13 protein-coding genes are annotated in these 17,136 nt (G+C 38.9%); 7 read left to right on the forward strand and 6 right to left on the reverse strand.

Annotated features, from left to right (window positions below; genetic code table 11):
* Positions 1 to 9 precede the first annotated feature (9 nt).
* From DBR40_RS11820 to DBR40_RS11845, 6 genes are all read left to right on the forward strand, one after another.
* The gene (locus tag DBR40_RS11820) at positions 10 to 1,593 is read left to right on the forward strand and encodes a SusD/RagB family nutrient-binding outer membrane lipoprotein (protein ID WP_124559944.1); all 1,584 of its coding nucleotides are present in this window, start codon (positions 10 to 12) and stop codon (positions 1,591 to 1,593) included.
* A gap of 32 nt (positions 1,594 to 1,625) precedes the next feature.
* Positions 1,626 to 3,200, forward strand: coding sequence for a DUF5689 domain-containing protein (locus DBR40_RS11825; RefSeq protein WP_166211836.1), 1,575 nt, complete (start codon positions 1,626 to 1,628; stop codon positions 3,198 to 3,200).
* A 77-nt stretch (positions 3,201 to 3,277) separates the two neighbouring features.
* A complete protein-coding gene (locus DBR40_RS11830; RefSeq protein ID WP_124559945.1) occupies positions 3,278 to 4,687 on the forward strand; it encodes a calcineurin-like phosphoesterase C-terminal domain-containing protein in 1,410 nt (469 codons plus the stop codon).
* 5 nt (positions 4,688 to 4,692) lie between these two features.
* On the forward strand, positions 4,693 to 5,592 hold the full coding sequence (locus DBR40_RS11835) for a glycerophosphodiester phosphodiesterase family protein (RefSeq protein ID WP_233603872.1): 900 nt from the start codon (positions 4,693 to 4,695) through the stop codon (positions 5,590 to 5,592).
* A gap of 21 nt (positions 5,593 to 5,613) precedes the next feature.
* Positions 5,614 to 6,516, forward strand: a complete 903-nt coding sequence (locus DBR40_RS11840) for a glycerophosphodiester phosphodiesterase family protein (protein ID WP_124559946.1) — start codon at positions 5,614 to 5,616, stop codon at positions 6,514 to 6,516.
* A gap of 25 nt (positions 6,517 to 6,541) precedes the next feature.
* Positions 6,542 to 7,240, forward strand: coding sequence for a GDSL-type esterase/lipase family protein (locus DBR40_RS11845; RefSeq protein WP_124559947.1), 699 nt, complete (start codon positions 6,542 to 6,544; stop codon positions 7,238 to 7,240).
* 308 nt (positions 7,241 to 7,548) lie between these two features.
* On the opposite strand, the gene bioD is transcribed toward DBR40_RS11845, so the two are convergent.
* The 4 genes from bioD to DBR40_RS11865 form a co-directional block, all read right to left on the reverse strand.
* Complete coding sequence (gene bioD / locus DBR40_RS11850; protein ID WP_233603873.1) at positions 7,549 to 8,172, reverse strand: dethiobiotin synthase; 624 nt, start codon at positions 8,170 to 8,172, stop codon at positions 7,549 to 7,551.
* A complete protein-coding gene (locus tag DBR40_RS11855; RefSeq protein WP_124559948.1) occupies positions 8,150 to 9,280 on the reverse strand; it encodes an aminotransferase class I/II-fold pyridoxal phosphate-dependent enzyme in 1,131 nt (376 codons plus the stop codon). The genes bioD and DBR40_RS11855 overlap by 23 nt, the downstream gene beginning before the upstream one ends.
* Before the next feature lie 74 nt (positions 9,281 to 9,354).
* Complete coding sequence (locus DBR40_RS11860) at positions 9,355 to 9,810, reverse strand: hypothetical protein (RefSeq protein ID WP_124559949.1); 456 nt, start codon at positions 9,808 to 9,810, stop codon at positions 9,355 to 9,357.
* Between the two features lie 79 nt (positions 9,811 to 9,889).
* Positions 9,890 to 10,666, reverse strand: a complete 777-nt coding sequence (locus DBR40_RS11865; RefSeq protein WP_124559950.1) for an XRE family transcriptional regulator — start codon at positions 10,664 to 10,666, stop codon at positions 9,890 to 9,892.
* Between the two features lie 133 nt (positions 10,667 to 10,799).
* Here DBR40_RS11865 and DBR40_RS11870 point away from each other — a divergent pair, with 133 nt between their 5' ends.
* Entirely contained in the window at positions 10,800 to 11,150 is a 351-nt protein-coding gene (locus DBR40_RS11870; RefSeq protein ID WP_124559951.1) for a GIY-YIG nuclease family protein, read from the forward strand.
* 75 nt (positions 11,151 to 11,225) lie between these two features.
* Here DBR40_RS11870 and DBR40_RS11875 read toward each other — a convergent pair whose 3' ends face one another.
* Positions 11,226 to 14,378: a peptidase MA family metallohydrolase gene (locus DBR40_RS11875; protein ID WP_124559952.1), complete on the reverse strand. Its 3,153-nt coding sequence runs from the start codon at positions 14,376 to 14,378 to the stop codon at positions 11,226 to 11,228.
* A 171-nt stretch (positions 14,379 to 14,549) separates the two neighbouring features.
* A complete protein-coding gene (locus DBR40_RS11880; RefSeq protein WP_124559953.1) occupies positions 14,550 to 17,000 on the reverse strand; it encodes a transglycosylase domain-containing protein in 2,451 nt (816 codons plus the stop codon).
* Positions 17,001 to 17,136 lie beyond the last annotated feature (136 nt).

Below are 17,136 nucleotides of genomic sequence, written 5' to 3' on the forward strand. Positions count from 1 at the left end.
TCTAATAATATGAAAAAGAGATTATATACATTTATCGGTATGGTAGCCATTAGTATGATGGTATTACCCGCTTGTAAAAAAGATTTCACCGAAATCAATACAGATCCAAACAATTCGCCAACAAGTACACCGGCACAATTGCTGGCACCCGCTTTAGTCAACACAGTAACGGCAAATATGGTTCGTAACCGTAACTTTAATAACGAATTAATGCAGGTTACCGTATCGCTAAGCGATGCAGATGCGCAAGTATTCCGGTACGAATACAGAAGAACCTACGCAGATTATTTATGGAATAACTGGTATGTTCAATTAACTAATTTTAAAGATATTTATACAAAAGCAGGCGAACCTTTAACCGCAAATAAATCGTATCAAGGTATTGCTTTAATCTGCCAGGCATGGATTTATTCAATGATAACCGATGCCTATGGTGATGCACCTTACTCTGAATCTAATCAGGCAAAAAACGGTATTACGGAACCGAAATTTGATACTCAAAAGGATATTTATCTCGATTTGTTTAAAAAACTGGAAGAAGCTAATACTTTATTGGCAACAGGTCCGGCTGTTTTAGCATCGAGTGATCCTGTTTATTCAGGAAACGTTTCTAAATGGAGAAAATTTGGTAATTCTTTGTATTTGAGAATGTTGTTGCGTTTGTCGGGTAAGGCAGAAGTGTCTTCGGATATGATTGCAAAGATTAAAGAGATGGTTGATACCAAAGCCTCTACATATCCTAAAATGACGAGTAACGACGATTCGGCAATTTTAAGATGGGTGGGAACAGGCCCTTATACCAATCCATATGTAACCAACGTACGTACGCAGGATTTTACCGCACCTTCAATTGGTTCATTCTTTATCGATCACTTAAGAGACTGGCAACATCCGTGTTTAGATATTACCAAATATGGTAAAGGCGGAGTAAACAGATGGGGAATAGCACAAGGTTCGAATGGTTTTGTTGGTGTACCTGGCGGTTACCTTCCAGGAGCAGGTATAGCAAAGCAAGCCTATTTTTATTCAAGTGCATCTACTGTAAGCAGTGCATTGGTTACAAATCTTCAGGTAGAGCCTTTAGATGGTATGATTATGACCTATGGAGAGTTAAACTTTATTCTGTCAGAAGCTGCATTAAAAGGCTTCATTACCACTGGAACAGCTGATAATTATTATAAAACAGGTATTTTAAGTACAATTACTACATGGTTGCCAATTTGGCCTAACCTAACGGCTACTACCACACCAACTACGCCAGCAACCATTACTGATGCTGCATTTTTAACCTATTTAACTGATGCAGATATCGTTTGGTCGCCAGCAGGTTCGGTTGATGATCATATGGAGCAAATCCATTTGCAAAAATACTACACGTTGTTTTTGGAAGATTTGCAACAATGGGTTGAATTCCGTCGTACGGGTCATCCGGTTTTACCAAAAGGAGCTGGTTTAAAAAATGGAGGTATTATGCCAGCCCGTTTAACCTATCCGGTTTACGTTCAATCAGCTAATCCTACAAACTATAAAAAAGCAGTAGAGGTTCAGGGAGCGGATGAGATTTATACACAAGTTTGGTGGCAAAAACCTTAATGTGTGTTTCTAACTATTTTAATTTAAATAACATGAAAAGAATTTTAAGCTATAGTTTTATTTTGTTTGCAGTGCTTGCATTTGCTGCTTGCAAAAAAACTAAATATCCGGCAGGAACGGTAGGTCCCTACATTCCAATGTTAGATTTGCGAAGTTTATACAAAGGAAGTGATCTTACCTTATCGGCCGATAATATGTTTGGTTCGACCAAAATTAGTGGAGTGGTAGTCTCTGATCATTCCGGAGGAAACATGCCTGCTGGTTATTTGGTGCTTCAAGATAAAAAGAGATTATCGAAATTACGCGGTATTACAGTTAATATAGGTGCTGATGCAGCAAAATATGTACCGGGCGATTCGATTGCAGTAGATATTAACGGCTGTATTTTAACACGCGAAAGCGGTGTGCTACAAGTTAAGAATGTAGTACCTGCCAATATTACTAAATTAGCCAGTGGAGTAACCATTGCACCTAACCGCGTACCGAGTAGTTATATTTTGGCCAATCCAGAAGCATATGAAAGTACTTTGGTTGCCATTGTAAAAGGAGGTTTTGATCCTGTGCCAGCACCAACGGATACTTTTTCGGGCGATAGATTGGTAAACGATGGTTTTGATAACATCACACTTCATACTGAGCCGACAGCAGCTTTTGCAAGTAAAACCTTGCCATTTTTAGCTAATTTTTACGGTATTATCTTTAATAAAGCAGGTGCTGACGGGAAGTTAATTCCTCAACATAGATTGCGTACCGCATCTGATGTAGTGGTTTTAAGTAGTACTGTTAGTATTCCGGCAATGATAATAAGTGGCTGGATTGCCGATCCAAAAGGTACAGATGCGAATAACGAGTATATCCAATTTTTGGCTACCCGCGATATCGACTTTTCGGTAACACCGTTTTCTGTGGTAACTACAAACAATGCAGGTGCATCTACACCCGCAATTAATCCAACAAATGGATGGGCTTTGGGCGATTTAAGAACCTATAAGTTTAACTTAACTTCAGGTAAAGCAGCAAAGGGAACCTATTTTTATGTTGGTGGAGCCAAGAAATTAATTAATTCGGCAGTTGCTGGTGTTAATTCTACCAGTATAGCTTCTTCAAACTGGATTAGATCATTTGATTATTCAACTATTGCAGGCGATGGATTTGGAACCAAAACCACCAATTTGCTGGCGAACAGTGGGAATGCTTACGGTGTAGCAGTATTCGAAGGAACAACGGTAACCGAAGCAAGTACGCCAATTGATGCTTTATTTGTAGGGTCAGGCGGTTTACTTTATTCTGCGGGTCCTCCGGCAATAGGCTATCGCATTGCGAACAACGATATTTACGATATTGTAAATCCGATAACCCTGGCAGCTCAGCCTTTCTACCGTCAAGGAACAAATACCATCAACTTTACGTATACAACACCTTCAGATGCAGGTTATTATTATAAGTTTGGCGGTGTGTACAGTGTAACTTTAGGTAAATGGGTTAAAGCCAGAACACAAACGAATATTTTGTTAACGCTAACATCAACTCTTGCCGAAATAGAAGGTGTTTTTCCAGCCCCAACTACTGATAATCCATTAGGTGTGCCGGCAACACAGATAAAATAAGAATAAAATGAATTTGTAACAAGGCTAAGGAGTAATTGCCCTTAGCCTTGTTTTTTGCAAAATTTTTAAATACGACAATGAACAGAAGATCTTTTATACAAAAAGGTGGATTATTGGCTACAACTTTATTTGTGAGCTTAAAAAGCCATTCATTTTCTTTTTTAGCAGGCGATAAGAAAATTACAGGTAAAATTACCAGTAAAGGCAAAGGGGTTGCAAATGTTGTCGTATCTGATGGATACAATGTGGTACAAACTGATAAAAGCGGTGTGTACAATTTCGAAGTGCACGAACTTGCGCGCTTTATCTGGATTAGTACACCTGCAGGTTACGAATTTACAACCGATAGCTTTCTGGCTAAATATTATGAAAAACCAGGAGCCAAAGCTGAACTGAATTTCGAACTGAAAAAAATGAAGGTTGATGACAGCAGACACAATTTTATCGTTTGGGCCGATCCACAGGTAAAAAGCAAAAAAGATGTTGCTCAAATGATGGCAACTTCAGTACCTGATACCAAAAAGGCTATAAAAGCGATGGGTAATATCCCTGTGCACGGCATTACGGTAGGCGATATCGTTTGGGATAACCACGAACTGTTTGCTGATTATAACCAGGCCGTGGTTGAGATGGGTATTCCTTTTTTTCAGTGCCTTGGTAATCACGATATGGATTACCGTATGGGTGACGATGAAACTTCTGACCACACTTTTCAAGCGCATTACGGGCCGACCTACTATTCGTTTAACCGTGGTAAGGCACACTATGTAGTTTTAGATGATGTGCGTTATCTGGGTGTAGAGCGTACCTACGATGGTTTTATTTCACAAACCCAGTTAGATTGGCTGGCCAAAGATTTAATGTTTGTGCCTAAGGATGCCTTGTTAATTATCAATACGCATATTCCCATCCATAATTCGGTAAAGAATAACAGTGATTTTTATGCCTTACTTAAGGAATTTAAAAATGTACACATCATGTCTGGCCATACCCATTTTAATAAAAATGTAATTAAGGATGGTATTTTTGAGCATAACCACGGTACGGTTTGTGGCGGTTGGTGGACGGGCCCGATTTGTGGAGACGGAACACCACGTGGATACGGTATCTACGAGGTAAGTGGCACAGATTTAAAGTGGTATTATAAATCAACGGAACAGGATCGCAAAGTACAGGTAAGCATTGATGTAGAAACCTTAACCAACCAGAAAAGATTGATTGCAAACGTTTGGAATTACGATCCCGAATGGAAGGTTGAATACTTTTTGGATGGGAAACCAATGGGAGCATTAGTACAGCAGGATGGCTTTGACCCCTTGGCAGTTAAATTGTATCAGGGAGATAAACTACCTAACCCACGTCCGTTTGTAGAGCCAATTGCAACAGATCATTTATTTATGGCGCATTTCGGCCCTGAGGTTAAAAACGTGAAAGTGGTGGCTACTGATCGTTTTGGTGAGAAATTTGAAGCTGAATTTAAAGGATAGAATCAATGAAAATCTTCGTATCGCTATCTGGTTTGGTTTTGGTGGGGGCGCTATCGGTTTGGCAAATTAAAATGCCTGACCAATTGGGCCAATATCCTGCGTTTAGTGCAGAGGCGCATCGGGGTGGCAGGGGATTAATGCCCGAAAATACCATTCCGGCTATGCTCTTTACGTTAAAGAACTACTCGGTAACTACCTTGGAAATGGATACCCACATTACCAAAGATGGCGAAGTGGTGGTAACACACGACGATTATTTGAGCCCGGCTTTTATACTGTTGCCCAACGGCAATGAAATACCGAAAGCAGATGCAAAGAAATACGCGGTTTATCAACTCAATTACGATAACCTTAAAAGCTTTATTGTGGGAGCAAAACCTTATGCCGCATTTCCACAACAGCAGCAGGTTAAAAGTTATATTCCACGATTGGGCGATTTGATCGATTCTGTTCAGCACTGTATAAAGAGCAACCACAAAAAACAATGTTTTTACGATATTGAAATTAAATCGACCGTAAAAGGAGATGATGTGCTACACCCAAAACCCGAAAAATTCGCCGAGTTGGTGTTGGCGGTGATTAAAAGAAAAGGGATATTGAATTATACCATTATCCAGTCTTTTGATAAGCGGGCATTACAGTTTATCCATCAAAAATACCCTGAGGTAAGGCTAAACTATTTGGTTAACAACAATAAAAGTTACGAAGAGCATATTGAAGAACTGGGTTTTAAGCCCTTTATCATCGGGTCATCTTACAAAGATTTTAATCCCGAAATAATTGGTAAGGCACATGCAGATGGGGTAAAAGTTTTAACGGCTACGGTTAATACCAAAGTTGAAATAGAACGGTTAAAAGCTTTAAAAATAGATGGAATAATGACCGATTATCCGAACCTTTTTTGAAATAGAAATAACAATATAACTATGAAATTAAATGTATCAGCCGTATTTATTGCGGTATCTTTATTCGGAGGCAGCGTGTTTGCCCAAAAAACAGCAGAGTTCCCTAAATTCAGTGCAGAAGCACATCGTGGTGGTCGTGGTTTAATGCCTGAAAATACCATTGCTGCCATGCTTAATGCAATGAAGATAGAAGGGATAACTACTTTGGAAATGGATACCCACATTTCTAAAGATGGCAAGGTAGTAGTTACGCACGATGATTATTTAAGTCCTGCATTTATGCTTACTCCCGAAGGAAAAGAAATTCCGGAATCGGACGTACGTAAATACCAGATTTTTGGAATGAATTACGATGAAATTAAGAAATTCGACATTGGGAGCAAATATTATGCGCTTTTTCCACAACAGAAAAAGGAAAAAACACAGCTGCCTTTGCTAGGCGATTTAATTGATGCGGTTCAACGCGATATTAAAGCCAATAAACGTAGACAGTTTTTTTACAACATCGAAACCAAATGCAGCGAAAAGGGTGATGGCGTAACCAATCCCGATCCCGAAACTTTTGTTAAACTTTTAATGGAAGTAATTAACAATAAGAAAATTACTCCATTTGTGGTTATCCAATCGTTTGATAAGCGAACAATTCAGTTGATTCATCAAAAGTACCCGGCCGTTAAAACTTCTTTCCTTGTGGCCAATAAAAAAACTTATGAAGAAAATATTGCCGATTTAGGCTTTAAGCCATTTATTTTAAGTCCGGTGTGGCAAATGGTTACCGAAGAGTTGGTAACAAAGGCGCATGCCGATGGAGTTAAAATTATTCCGTGGACAGCCAATACCCTGGCCGATGTTCAGAAGTTGAAAGCCTTGAATGTAGATGGTATTATTTCTGATTATCCAGATATTTTAGTGCAGGCAAAGTAGTATTTTAGGCTTTTATAAAAATTAAATGAAAACATTTTTAAACAGGTTACTGGTTTTTACTTTTGCGCTCATACTGTTAAATTTTAAGCCGGTACAGGCCCAGGTAGTAAAATGGGATAGCACTTATCGTCCGGGTAAATATGTAGAGCTGGTTGCAAAATTTAAAGCTGATCCGAAATCGAAAAAGGATTTTGTTTTTCTGGGCAACAGCATTACCGCTGGTACCGATTGGGCTAAATTATTAGATCTGCCACAGGCTAAAAACAGGGGTATTTCAGGCGATATTACCTTTGGGGTACTGGAACGTTTGCAGGATGTAATTGATGGCAAACCTGCTAAAGTTTTCATCCTGATTGGTATTAACGATATTTCGCGGAATATTCCGGATAGTGTGATTTTAAGGAATTATAAAAGCATCATCAGCAGAATAAGAAAGGGATCGAAGAAAACCCACATCTATTTCAACACCCTTTTACCTGTAAACAGTTCTTTCGAAAAATTTAGAAATCATTATGGTAAAGACGAGCATATTTTGTGGCTGAATGATCAGATCAGGCAATTTGCGGCAAAAAACGTAACCGTTATCGATCTCTATCCGAACTTTACCGATCAGGATAAACATTTAAGAGCCGAGCTCACTAAAGATGGCTTGCACCTTATTCCTGCAGGCTATCAGGTATGGGCAGATTTTCTTAAAAAGAGTGGTTATTTAACTGAACGTTAATTGGGAGGATGCCCCATAGCACAATTTATTTTCAAGATTGTCACGTTGAGGGTTAATTTATTGGATAAAAATCAATATTAGCGACTGCCGCTTCGGATTCGTCATTTCGAGCGAAGTGCAGCGTAGCCGAGAAATCTGTCTTTATAGATTTCTCCGTTTCGCTACCGGTGAAAAACCCGTTGCTTCGGTCGAAATGACGATTCTTCTTTTGGGGCTGTCAATGGTAGCCTGTCGAAATGCTTCAAAATAGCTTATTGAAGTCCTTCGATAGGCTCAGAATGACAATAGATATTAGTTTTTTTAAGTTCTTAAAGTGAAATATATTCGCCAGCTAATACGATTTGCTCCCGATCAATCTGGCTTAATTGTGGTACATAGCCCAGCTTTTTTGCCTGACTATACTGCAGAATGTATCTTTCAGTTTCCGCATTCTCATCACCGTTAAAAATGATTCCTTTAACCGGAATATGATATTGTTTGAGCAGATCGAGCGATAGTAAAGTGTGGTTAATGCTGCCCAGGTAGTTTTGCGAAACCAGTATTACTTCAACGTCTAGTTTTTTGATTAAATCGATAATCAGTTCGGTTTCGTTTAACGGAACCATTAAACCACCAGCGCCTTCAATAATCAGGTTATTTGCTGTTACGGGTATGTTAATCTGATTAAGGTCAATTTCAATTCCATCCAGTTTGGCCGATAAATGCGGCGACAAGGGCTGAGTTAAACGGTAGCTTTCAGAATGGATGACAGTTTTAGTATTTGAAATTAAGCTGCCAATGGTTAGGCTGTCGCTGGTATCAAGATCGCCCGATTGGATTGGTTTCCAGTAATCGGCCTTGAGTTTTTCGGTTACTATTGCACTAATCAGTGTTTTGCCAATGCCGGTGCCAATGCCGGTAATAAAATATTTAGCCATTAAGTTGAAATTCATTTAGGTGATTAACCAGCGAGGTAATTTCCTCATCAGTATTAAAAGTATGGAGGCAAATGCGTAGTCGCTCTTTGCCCAACGCAACAGTTGGACTTAAAATAGCCCTTACATCAAAGCCTGCTTGTTGTAAGGCTGTTGCTGCTTGTTTAGCCTGCTCGTTCGAAGAAAATAAAATGCCCTGTATAGCGCTTTCACTGTTTAAGGCCTGTATGTTTTTTTCTTTAAGTAACTTTCTAAAAAGCGCAATCTTTTGATGAATGATAGTGTGATCTGTTTTACCCAATAACTGGTAGGCTGCTTTTACAGTAACGATATTATGAATGGGCGCTGCGGTGGTGTAAATAAACGACCGCGCAAAATTAATAAGGTAATGGCGCAGGTTTGGGCTACCCAGTACTATTGCCCCATGAGCGCCTATGGCTTTGCCAAAAGTAACTACATTTGCAAATACCTGATCGGTAAGATTGAGTTGTTGTACCAGGCCTTTACCCATTTCGCCAAAAATACCAGTAGCGTGCGCTTCATCGACAATTAAATTAGCCTCGTATTGCGCACAAAGTTCAGCCATACTGGTTAAAGGAGCAGTATCGCCATCCATCGAATAAACACTTTCTACTACCACAAAGATGTTTCCTTGCGCCATTTTGAGTTTCGCTTCGAGCACATTTATATCGTTATGCGTAAATTTATAACGTGTAGCATGGCTTAAACGGCAACCATCTATAATACTGGCATGAACCAGTTCATCAGTAATAATGGTATCGCCACGCTGTGGAATGCTTGATAAGAGCCCAACATTAGCATCGTATCCCGAATTGAAGATTAAGCCACTTACTGCACCGTGAAAATTTGCAATGAAATGCTCGGTTTCTTCTATATAAGCAGTGTTGCCACTCAATAAGCGCGAACCTCCAGAGCCATTTTTATAATTAGGTATCTGCCTGCTTAGATCAGAAACAAGTTGCTGTAATTCGATTGATCTCGCAAAACCCAAATAATCATTAGAACAAAAATCAACAGGAGGGAGGTTGGTAGACAGGTTTCTGATCGAAAGGTTATCCTTCCGTTCTTGGAGTTTGCTGTTAAGGAACTGCTCTATTTTACGCATTGGTCAAAAGTAAAAAAAGCGTTCCGAATAACCGGAACGCTTTTAAAAATATAATTAATTACGTTTTACTCAATTTATCCCTGCGAAGGTGGATTAGAAACCACGGGCTCTTTGTCTTTTTTACCTCTACCGCCCAATCCTTTTCTCATTTTACCTGCTTTTTCTTTGGCTTCTGCACGGAAAGCATCCATTTTGGTTTTTTGATCGGCAGTTAAAACGGCATCTATTTTGGCTTTTTGCGCATCCATAGCTGCTTTACGATCTTTTATTTTATCTTTCATATCGCCCTGGTCTGCATTTCTCCAGGTATCCATGGTTTTTGCATTTTCCAGTTGGATCGCATAAATTTTCGACTTCTGATCGGCTGTTAAGCTTAGCTCTTTTTCCATTTTAGCGGTAACTCTTTCAGCACGCTGTTCAGCTGTCATTTTAGGCATTTGTCTTCTTGCCCTTTTTGTAGTGTCTTGTTGAGCAAATGCAGCTGTTAAGCCCATTACTGCAATTGCTATGGTTAAAATTGCTCTTTTCATGTTTAATTTTTTATGTGTTTGTTAAACTGATAGATGTAAAAAAATGTAAACGGTTTAATCGGAGCTTGTTAAAAAAATGTTAATTTTTATTCAACTGCGAAATTGATTTCTGCATTTGGGCCATCATTTGGGTCAGGGTTTCCATTGTTGGGTCTGGTGCAGGCTCTGGTAAAGAAGTAGAAATATAGGCTTTTGCCTTCCAGATTTCTAAAATATCTTCAGCAGCAATGGTGTAAGCATCGTAAACCTTATTATCTGAAATTAATTTCAGGTCTTTGTTTTCTTTAAAACGGTTACCAGCTCTTTTATATACTACACCTTCATTTTTACTAATAATGACATAGGTTTCGCCAGTTTTTACTTCGTTCCAGTTATCGAGGTATTCGCCAATAATTACACTGCCCGGTTGAACAGGTAACATGCTATCGCCCATAATTTCGAATGCGCGGAAAGTACCTTGCCTTAAAGCAGGCAGAGGAAGCTGGAATTTTGGCAGGTCGCTTATATATTGTGGATCTGAAAAACCATTCAGGTAACCAGCGCTGGCTTTAACCGGCACAAGCTCGATGTTTTCCCGATCGTTTTGATCTACTGAAATACTCAGTACCCGTAGGTTCGATCCCTGGCTTTTTGGCTTTGGTTTCCAGCTGTCCGAAATTTTTTCATTGATGAATTCATCAATGGTTAAGTCAAAATATTCTGCTATTTTTTTTAGTAATTCATATTTAGGCTCAGCACGGTCTTCCTCGTAGGCGCCGATTAAAGATCTTTTAATTTCCATAATATCAGCGAAATTTTGCTGTGTATGGCCTTTTTTCTTCCTGAGGTACTTTAAATTATTTGAAATATTTGACATAAAAATAAATTTTAAAATAAATTTGGAATTACTAAAATAGTTAGTAATTTTATGCTCATAAAGTTAGTAATATTATTTTTAATTGCAAGAAGATATACTAAATAGTTTAGTTTTAATTTTTAAACATAAGATCATGAAAAAGTTTGTTTATATCGTTACCGACAGAAATCGCACCAGCATGCATGTAGGCATGAGTTCTGATTTGATTAAGACATTAGATTTCTACAAACAGATGCCAAACTTATTCTTTGATAATGGAATGCAATTAACCCGTTTAGTTTATTTTGAAGAGTTTAAATCAGAAGCCCAGGCTTTGGTTCGTTTTAAAGCAATTAGTAGGTTTACCCGCATGCAAAAAGAACGTTTAGTGCGATCATGTAATCCAGATTGGATTGATTTAACCATTGGACTGGATTTCGAAAATATCCTTTTACACCGAAACATAACCAACCAGGTTAAGTTATCATTCAATAGCCTATCTTAATAAAAACATATCCTACAAAAAAAGCGATCAGTAACCCGATCGCTTTTTTTATAACTAGTGCTTTTTAATTAATGATTACCAGCCCGGTGCAAAGGTTAAGCCAAACACACCGGCTTTAACATCTTTACGCTGAAAAGGAATGGCATAATAAGGCTCCAATACAAAATAGCCAAAAACATTTACCCGTAGCGATACACCAACACTTAAAGCCGGTACACGTTCGTTTGTGGTTTGGTAAGAACCAATAACCTTACCGTTATCATCTTTTACAGGAACATCTGTATAAGTTGGTTCACTTTTGAAAACTACTTTAGTATCGTTAGTCCAGGCTACACCTGCATCAAAGAAAAGGTTTAAATCAGAGAATAGAAATTTAGAAGGAACCGCTGCCAGTTTTTTCGGTCCGGTAAAAGGCAGGCGTATCTCAAAGTTAACTACAGCGATTTTACTACCACTTAACTGGTTAATATCAAAAGATTCTGACGCTCTTGCAGATGTTGTTTTATAGATCGAGTTAGATTCATAACCCCTGATGAGGTATGGATAGCCCAGGTACATTGGATAAAGCTTATCTGCATCTTTACCGATTCTTAAAGTGTTATAGCTTCTTACTGCAAAAGTAACCGGTTTAGCTCTCCAGTATTTGCGCAAATCGGCCGTTACGCCAGCAAAATTATAGGTTCCAAGGTATTTTTCTCCACTTACTCGGTACCTAAAGCCATCAAGCGGTGCTGTTAAACCGAAAATAGAATTATCACCGATAAAGCCAGCATTTAGCTGATATAAAGTGAAAGAATTAAATGGAATCCCATAATCCAGGGAAGCCTGATCATTTGAAATTTTGCTTCTGTCAGATCCAAGATAAAAACCACCAGGATTATAGTAGTTGCTATAACGATCTATGCGATAACTATAATGTGAAAAGGCGCCACCCAACTCAAAACGGTGTATTTTACTAAAAGGATAGGCTCCAAAAATCTGAACCTGATCTTCAAAAGTCCTGATGATATCGGTACGGTAATTAATGGCATCTGTAGAAGAATTATTGTTTGCAGGTAGTTTTTCAAACCCGTATGAGCTAAAACCCGAAACGTAAGGGATGTGTGATATTGCAACTCCCCAGTTAATTCTGCTTTTTTGATTGATATAGCCAACCAGGCCACCAAAATCGTAAATTTCTCCGTTAACCGAAAGGTTTGCGATAATCTGGTTTGTTCCTAATATATCGCTAAACATACCTACAATACCGCCAGAAATACCTGTTCCGAAGCGGCTTGTTGATACACCAACTCCACTATTTGCCAGATAATCTAACCTGAACTTTGGTTTGTATGGAACTACTTTCATCGAATCGGCTACCGTTTTTTCGAAACGGTCGAAATTGTTCAGGTTCGAATTGATGATGTTAACGCCAATATTTTCCATTGGCGGCAGAATAGCGGCATCGAAATTTTCTTCCTGATTGCCAATACGTTTGGCTTTAAAACTGCTTAATTTAGCATTATATAGGGTGTAACGTTGGTAACGATAGTAACTGTAAACAATATCATCGGTTGCAGATACTGAAATGGCAGGCGAAAATTCGGTGATACCACTGATACCGGTGAAGTAATCAGTTAACTGATCTACGGTATTATCTGCAAAGTTGTATTTGTATAAATTCCTGAAACCATCTCTGTTGGATAGGAAATAAATGTTTTGGCTGTTAGCAGAGAATTGCGCATTAAGGTTATTTGCACCTGGGAATACATCCAGGTTGGTTACCGTTTTTGCTGAGATATCGTAAACTGCTAAATTAATTGGAAGTACAGCATTTACAGTATTGGCCTGAATGGCTGCGCGATCAGACGAAAATACCAGTTTTTTACCGTCAGGAGAGTAGCTCGGTGCATAATCAGAATACACATCGTCGGTAATTTGGGTTACAACTTTCGTATCCAGGTTGTAAGAGAAGATGTCACTCTGACCTTCAACCATACCTGAGAATGCTACATCTTTTCCGTTAGGCGACCAGGTTAAATTGCCAAATTGCTGCACTTTTCCCATTGCCGTTTGCGATACAGTAGAACCAGTTGCTACATCAATAACCATCATTTGGTTTTTTCCATGGCTGAAAATACTGAAGGCAAACTGTTTACTATCTGGCGACCATGCCCCGGCTGATTCTATAAAGTTGAAATCATCAATGTGGCCATTAGAAATCTGACTGCTAAGTTTTCTGATAATTCTTCCGGTTTTGGCATCGGCAAGGAACAAATCGATACCAAAGAGGTCTTTTTCTGACATAAACGCCAGGTATTTGCCATCAGGGCTAAGGGCAGGGGCAACGTTCATGTTACCGGCATTTTTGTTATCGATAATTTTAGTTCCCGTAATTTTAATCTGCGAACTATCTGCTTTTAGCATGGGTTTGTAATGCGCATCGATCGAGTTTTTCCAAAGGCCGGATAAGGTTTTATCATCGTAACCAAAGGTATATTTGATGGCATTTTCGTAACCATATTTTGCCGTATTCTTAAATAACGGAACAATAGTCGTATCGCCATATTGAGAACCAATATAAGTCCAGAATGCCTGTCCATAGCGATATGGAAAATACTTATTAGAATTTGTTAAATCTTTTAGCGAAGGGATATCGCGGTTTAACATCGCATCGCGCATCCACATCGAGGTAAAGGCATCTTTTTTCCCGATAGAAAGATATTCAGCCATCCCTTCAACCATCCAAAGTGGTGTTTGACCTACATTTTCCAGGCTAATCGAGTCTTTTTCCAGTAAAAGGTGATATTGAAAAGCGTGAACCAGCTCGTGACCTAAAACGTGTCTGGTTTGGCTATTCAGCTCCATAACCGGCATAATAACGCGGTTTTTTAAGGCCTCAGTAACCCCGCCGGTACCAATTCCGATTTCGCCGTTCAGCGCAGTAGTTTGTTGAAAGTCAGGGTGGTTATTGTATAAGATAATCGGGTTCTTCTTTAAAAAAGTATCTCTGAAAATCTCCTGGTGCATTTTATACCAGGTTTCGGCATCCTGCGAAAAGCGTTTTAGCAGCTTAGGGTTTTTAATGTAGTAGTAGATTTCGAAGTGGGGTGTTTGTAGGACCTCAAAATCGAGTTTTTTATACCTTACCTTATTTTGGCCAAAATATTGGGCTTTTACAGAGAGTGAAAGAATAAGCAGGAGCGATAAAGTAACATATCGCTTTAATAAAGTAGAGCCTATTTTCATATGTGTAGTTTTAGTATCGATGTTCAATAATTTACGAAAATGAAATGGTATGAGATTTGGAAAATAAAAATAGCAATTGTTTAAAATACTATAGAAATTTTAACATTTTTTTAAGGTTTTCGGCTAACCCAAAATATTGGGTTAGCCGAAAGTTTATTGCAGGAAAATCCTTTAATTGTTGTTATTCTCGTTTTTTTTCTTCTCCCGTTCTTCCTGGCGTTGTTTCCTTCTCAGTTCGCGTTCCTCTTTTTTGGTTAGGGGCACAGTTGCTGCAGGTGGGGTTTGAACTGGTTCTGGTTTCTTTTCTTCCTTTTTAACTTCAGGTTCAACGACTACTGGGGTAGCTGTTTCCGGAGTTTCTGGTACTATAAATTCAGTCGAGTCAACCATTACGCTATCGGTTGAAGTGGTATCTCTAACAATTTGCGGGCTAGGGCAGTTGTAGGTACGGGTAATATCAACTGTAGCCTTTGGGAAAGGACCATATGTGTAGCCAGTACTAGGATCGAGGTAAACTTTTTCCATAAATTTGGCAAAAATAGGTAATGCAGTTCTCGAACCTTCTCCTTGTTCGCCATTTTTAAAGTGTGCAGTTCTTTCGTCGCAACCCACCCAAACACCTGTTACCAAATCTTTGGTTAAGCCCATATACCAGGCATCTACATAATCAGATGAAGTTCCTGTTTTACCGCCAATCTGATTGTTTTTTCTGAATAAGTTTGGCCATTCCCACAGTGCCTGAGAAGTTCCTCCGGGTTCTTCCATACCACCACGGAACATGTAGGTCATTAACCAGGCAATTTCTTCTGTTAAAACCCTTTTGGTTTTAGGCTTAAATTCGTCAATTACATTATTATCCTGATCGGTAATTTTCTCAACTAATATCGGATCGGTTTTAATGCCTTTGTTCATGAAAGTGGCATAAGCCTTCACCATTTCATAAACAGTAACATCGTTTGAACCCAAACTTACCGATGGAACAGATTCTAAATGGCTATCAATACCGCATTCGTGTGCATATTTTACTACATTATCCCAGCCTACTTTTTCGGTAACCTGTGCAGTAATAGTATTTACTGATCTGGCCATGGCCCATCTTAAGCTCATTTCGCGGTATGTGATGCTGTAATCGGCATTTTTAGGCTCCCAGTATTTGGTTTGGCCTTTATCCTGGTAAGCAATTTTAACCGGTTTATCGGTAAACTTATCGCAAGGACTCATGCCTTGTTCTAAAGCTGTAAGGTAAGCGAAAGGTTTAAAAGTAGAGCCCGCCTGACGTTTAGACTGGTTAACGTGATCGTATTTGAAAAATTTGTGGTCAATTCCGCCCACCCAAACCTTAATTTTTCCGCTGGCAGGTTCCATGGTCATCATACCCGTGTTCATGATCTTTCCATAATAACGGATCGAATCTAAAGTAGAAAAGAGTGTATCTCGATCGCCTTTATAGGTAAAAATCTGCATCCTTTTCTTTTTATTAAAATAGGCCAGGACAGAATCTGGATTATTAGGGAATTTCTTTTGCAACGCTGCATAAATCGGCAGGTTTTTCATGGCCCTATCCGGATAATCTACTTTTTGCTTCTCCGAATCGTACCAGGGATCTTCGTTACCCCATACGTTGTAAAACCTGCGTTGCAAAATTCGCATCTGGTCGGCAACGGCTTCTTCAGCGTATTTTTGAAGTTTAGAATCGATGGTGGTGTAAATCTTTAAACCATCTTCATATAAATCGTAACCGTTATCGGTACACCATTTTTCGAGGTATTTAGCCACAGCTGCCCTTAAATAAGAATCGCCATCGCTGCCATCCTGCATTTTACCTTCTTTCAGTTTAATAGGCTCTTTTGATAGCTGGGCTAAGCTGTCTTTGCTCAGATATTTATATTTGTTCATCTGGGCAAGCACCACATTTCTTCTTTCAAGTGCCTTTGCGGGGTTTTTGGTTGGGTTGTACAGGGTAGTTCCTTTGAGCATCCCTACCAGCATGGCTGCATCGGTTGTGCTTAGGTCTTTGGCTTCTTTATCAAAATAAATCCTGCTGGCTGTTTTAATACCATAAGTGTTGTTACCAAAGGAAACCGTATTGAGGTACATCGTAATGATGTCGTTTTTTGAATAGTTAGATTCGAGCTTTACTGCTGTCATCCATTCTTTTAATTTTACAATTAAAGTGCGCACCAAGGGTATTTTTACCAATAAGCCCTGCGATTTGTTGTAGCGGGTACGATAGAGGTTTTTGGCCAGTTGTTGTGTAATGGTACTGGCACCACCATCTTTACCCAAACCAACCACTGCACGGCCTACAGCCTGTACATCAATTCCCCAATGTTTGTAAAAACGTACATCTTCTGTAGCCACCAATGATTGTATTACACTTGGGGCAATTTCTTCGTAATTTACGGGGGTTCTGTTCTCTTTAAAGTAGCGGCCAATTAGTTTACCATCGGCAGTGTAAAGCTCTGAACCAACACGGAGGGTTGGCGCTTTGATGTCGCGTACACTGGGAGAATAGCCAAATAGCCACAAAAAATTAAGTTGAAGCGCAGAAAAGAAAATTATTACAAAAAATAGAACAATGGAAAAATAACGTAAGTACTTGTTTTTTATCTCTTTAAACATATTGGTTAAGATGATCTTGTAGTAAATGCTAAGGCGCTAAATATAAAAAAACTCTGTATGCAAATTAACGTATTTAATTTACTTATTTTTTAGTTCTATATTTAAATTATTGATGCACCTGTTTATTTAAAATATG

This window comes from Pedobacter sp. KBW01, assembly GCF_003852395.1.
GTDB lineage: Bacteria > Bacteroidota > Bacteroidia > Sphingobacteriales > Sphingobacteriaceae > Pedobacter.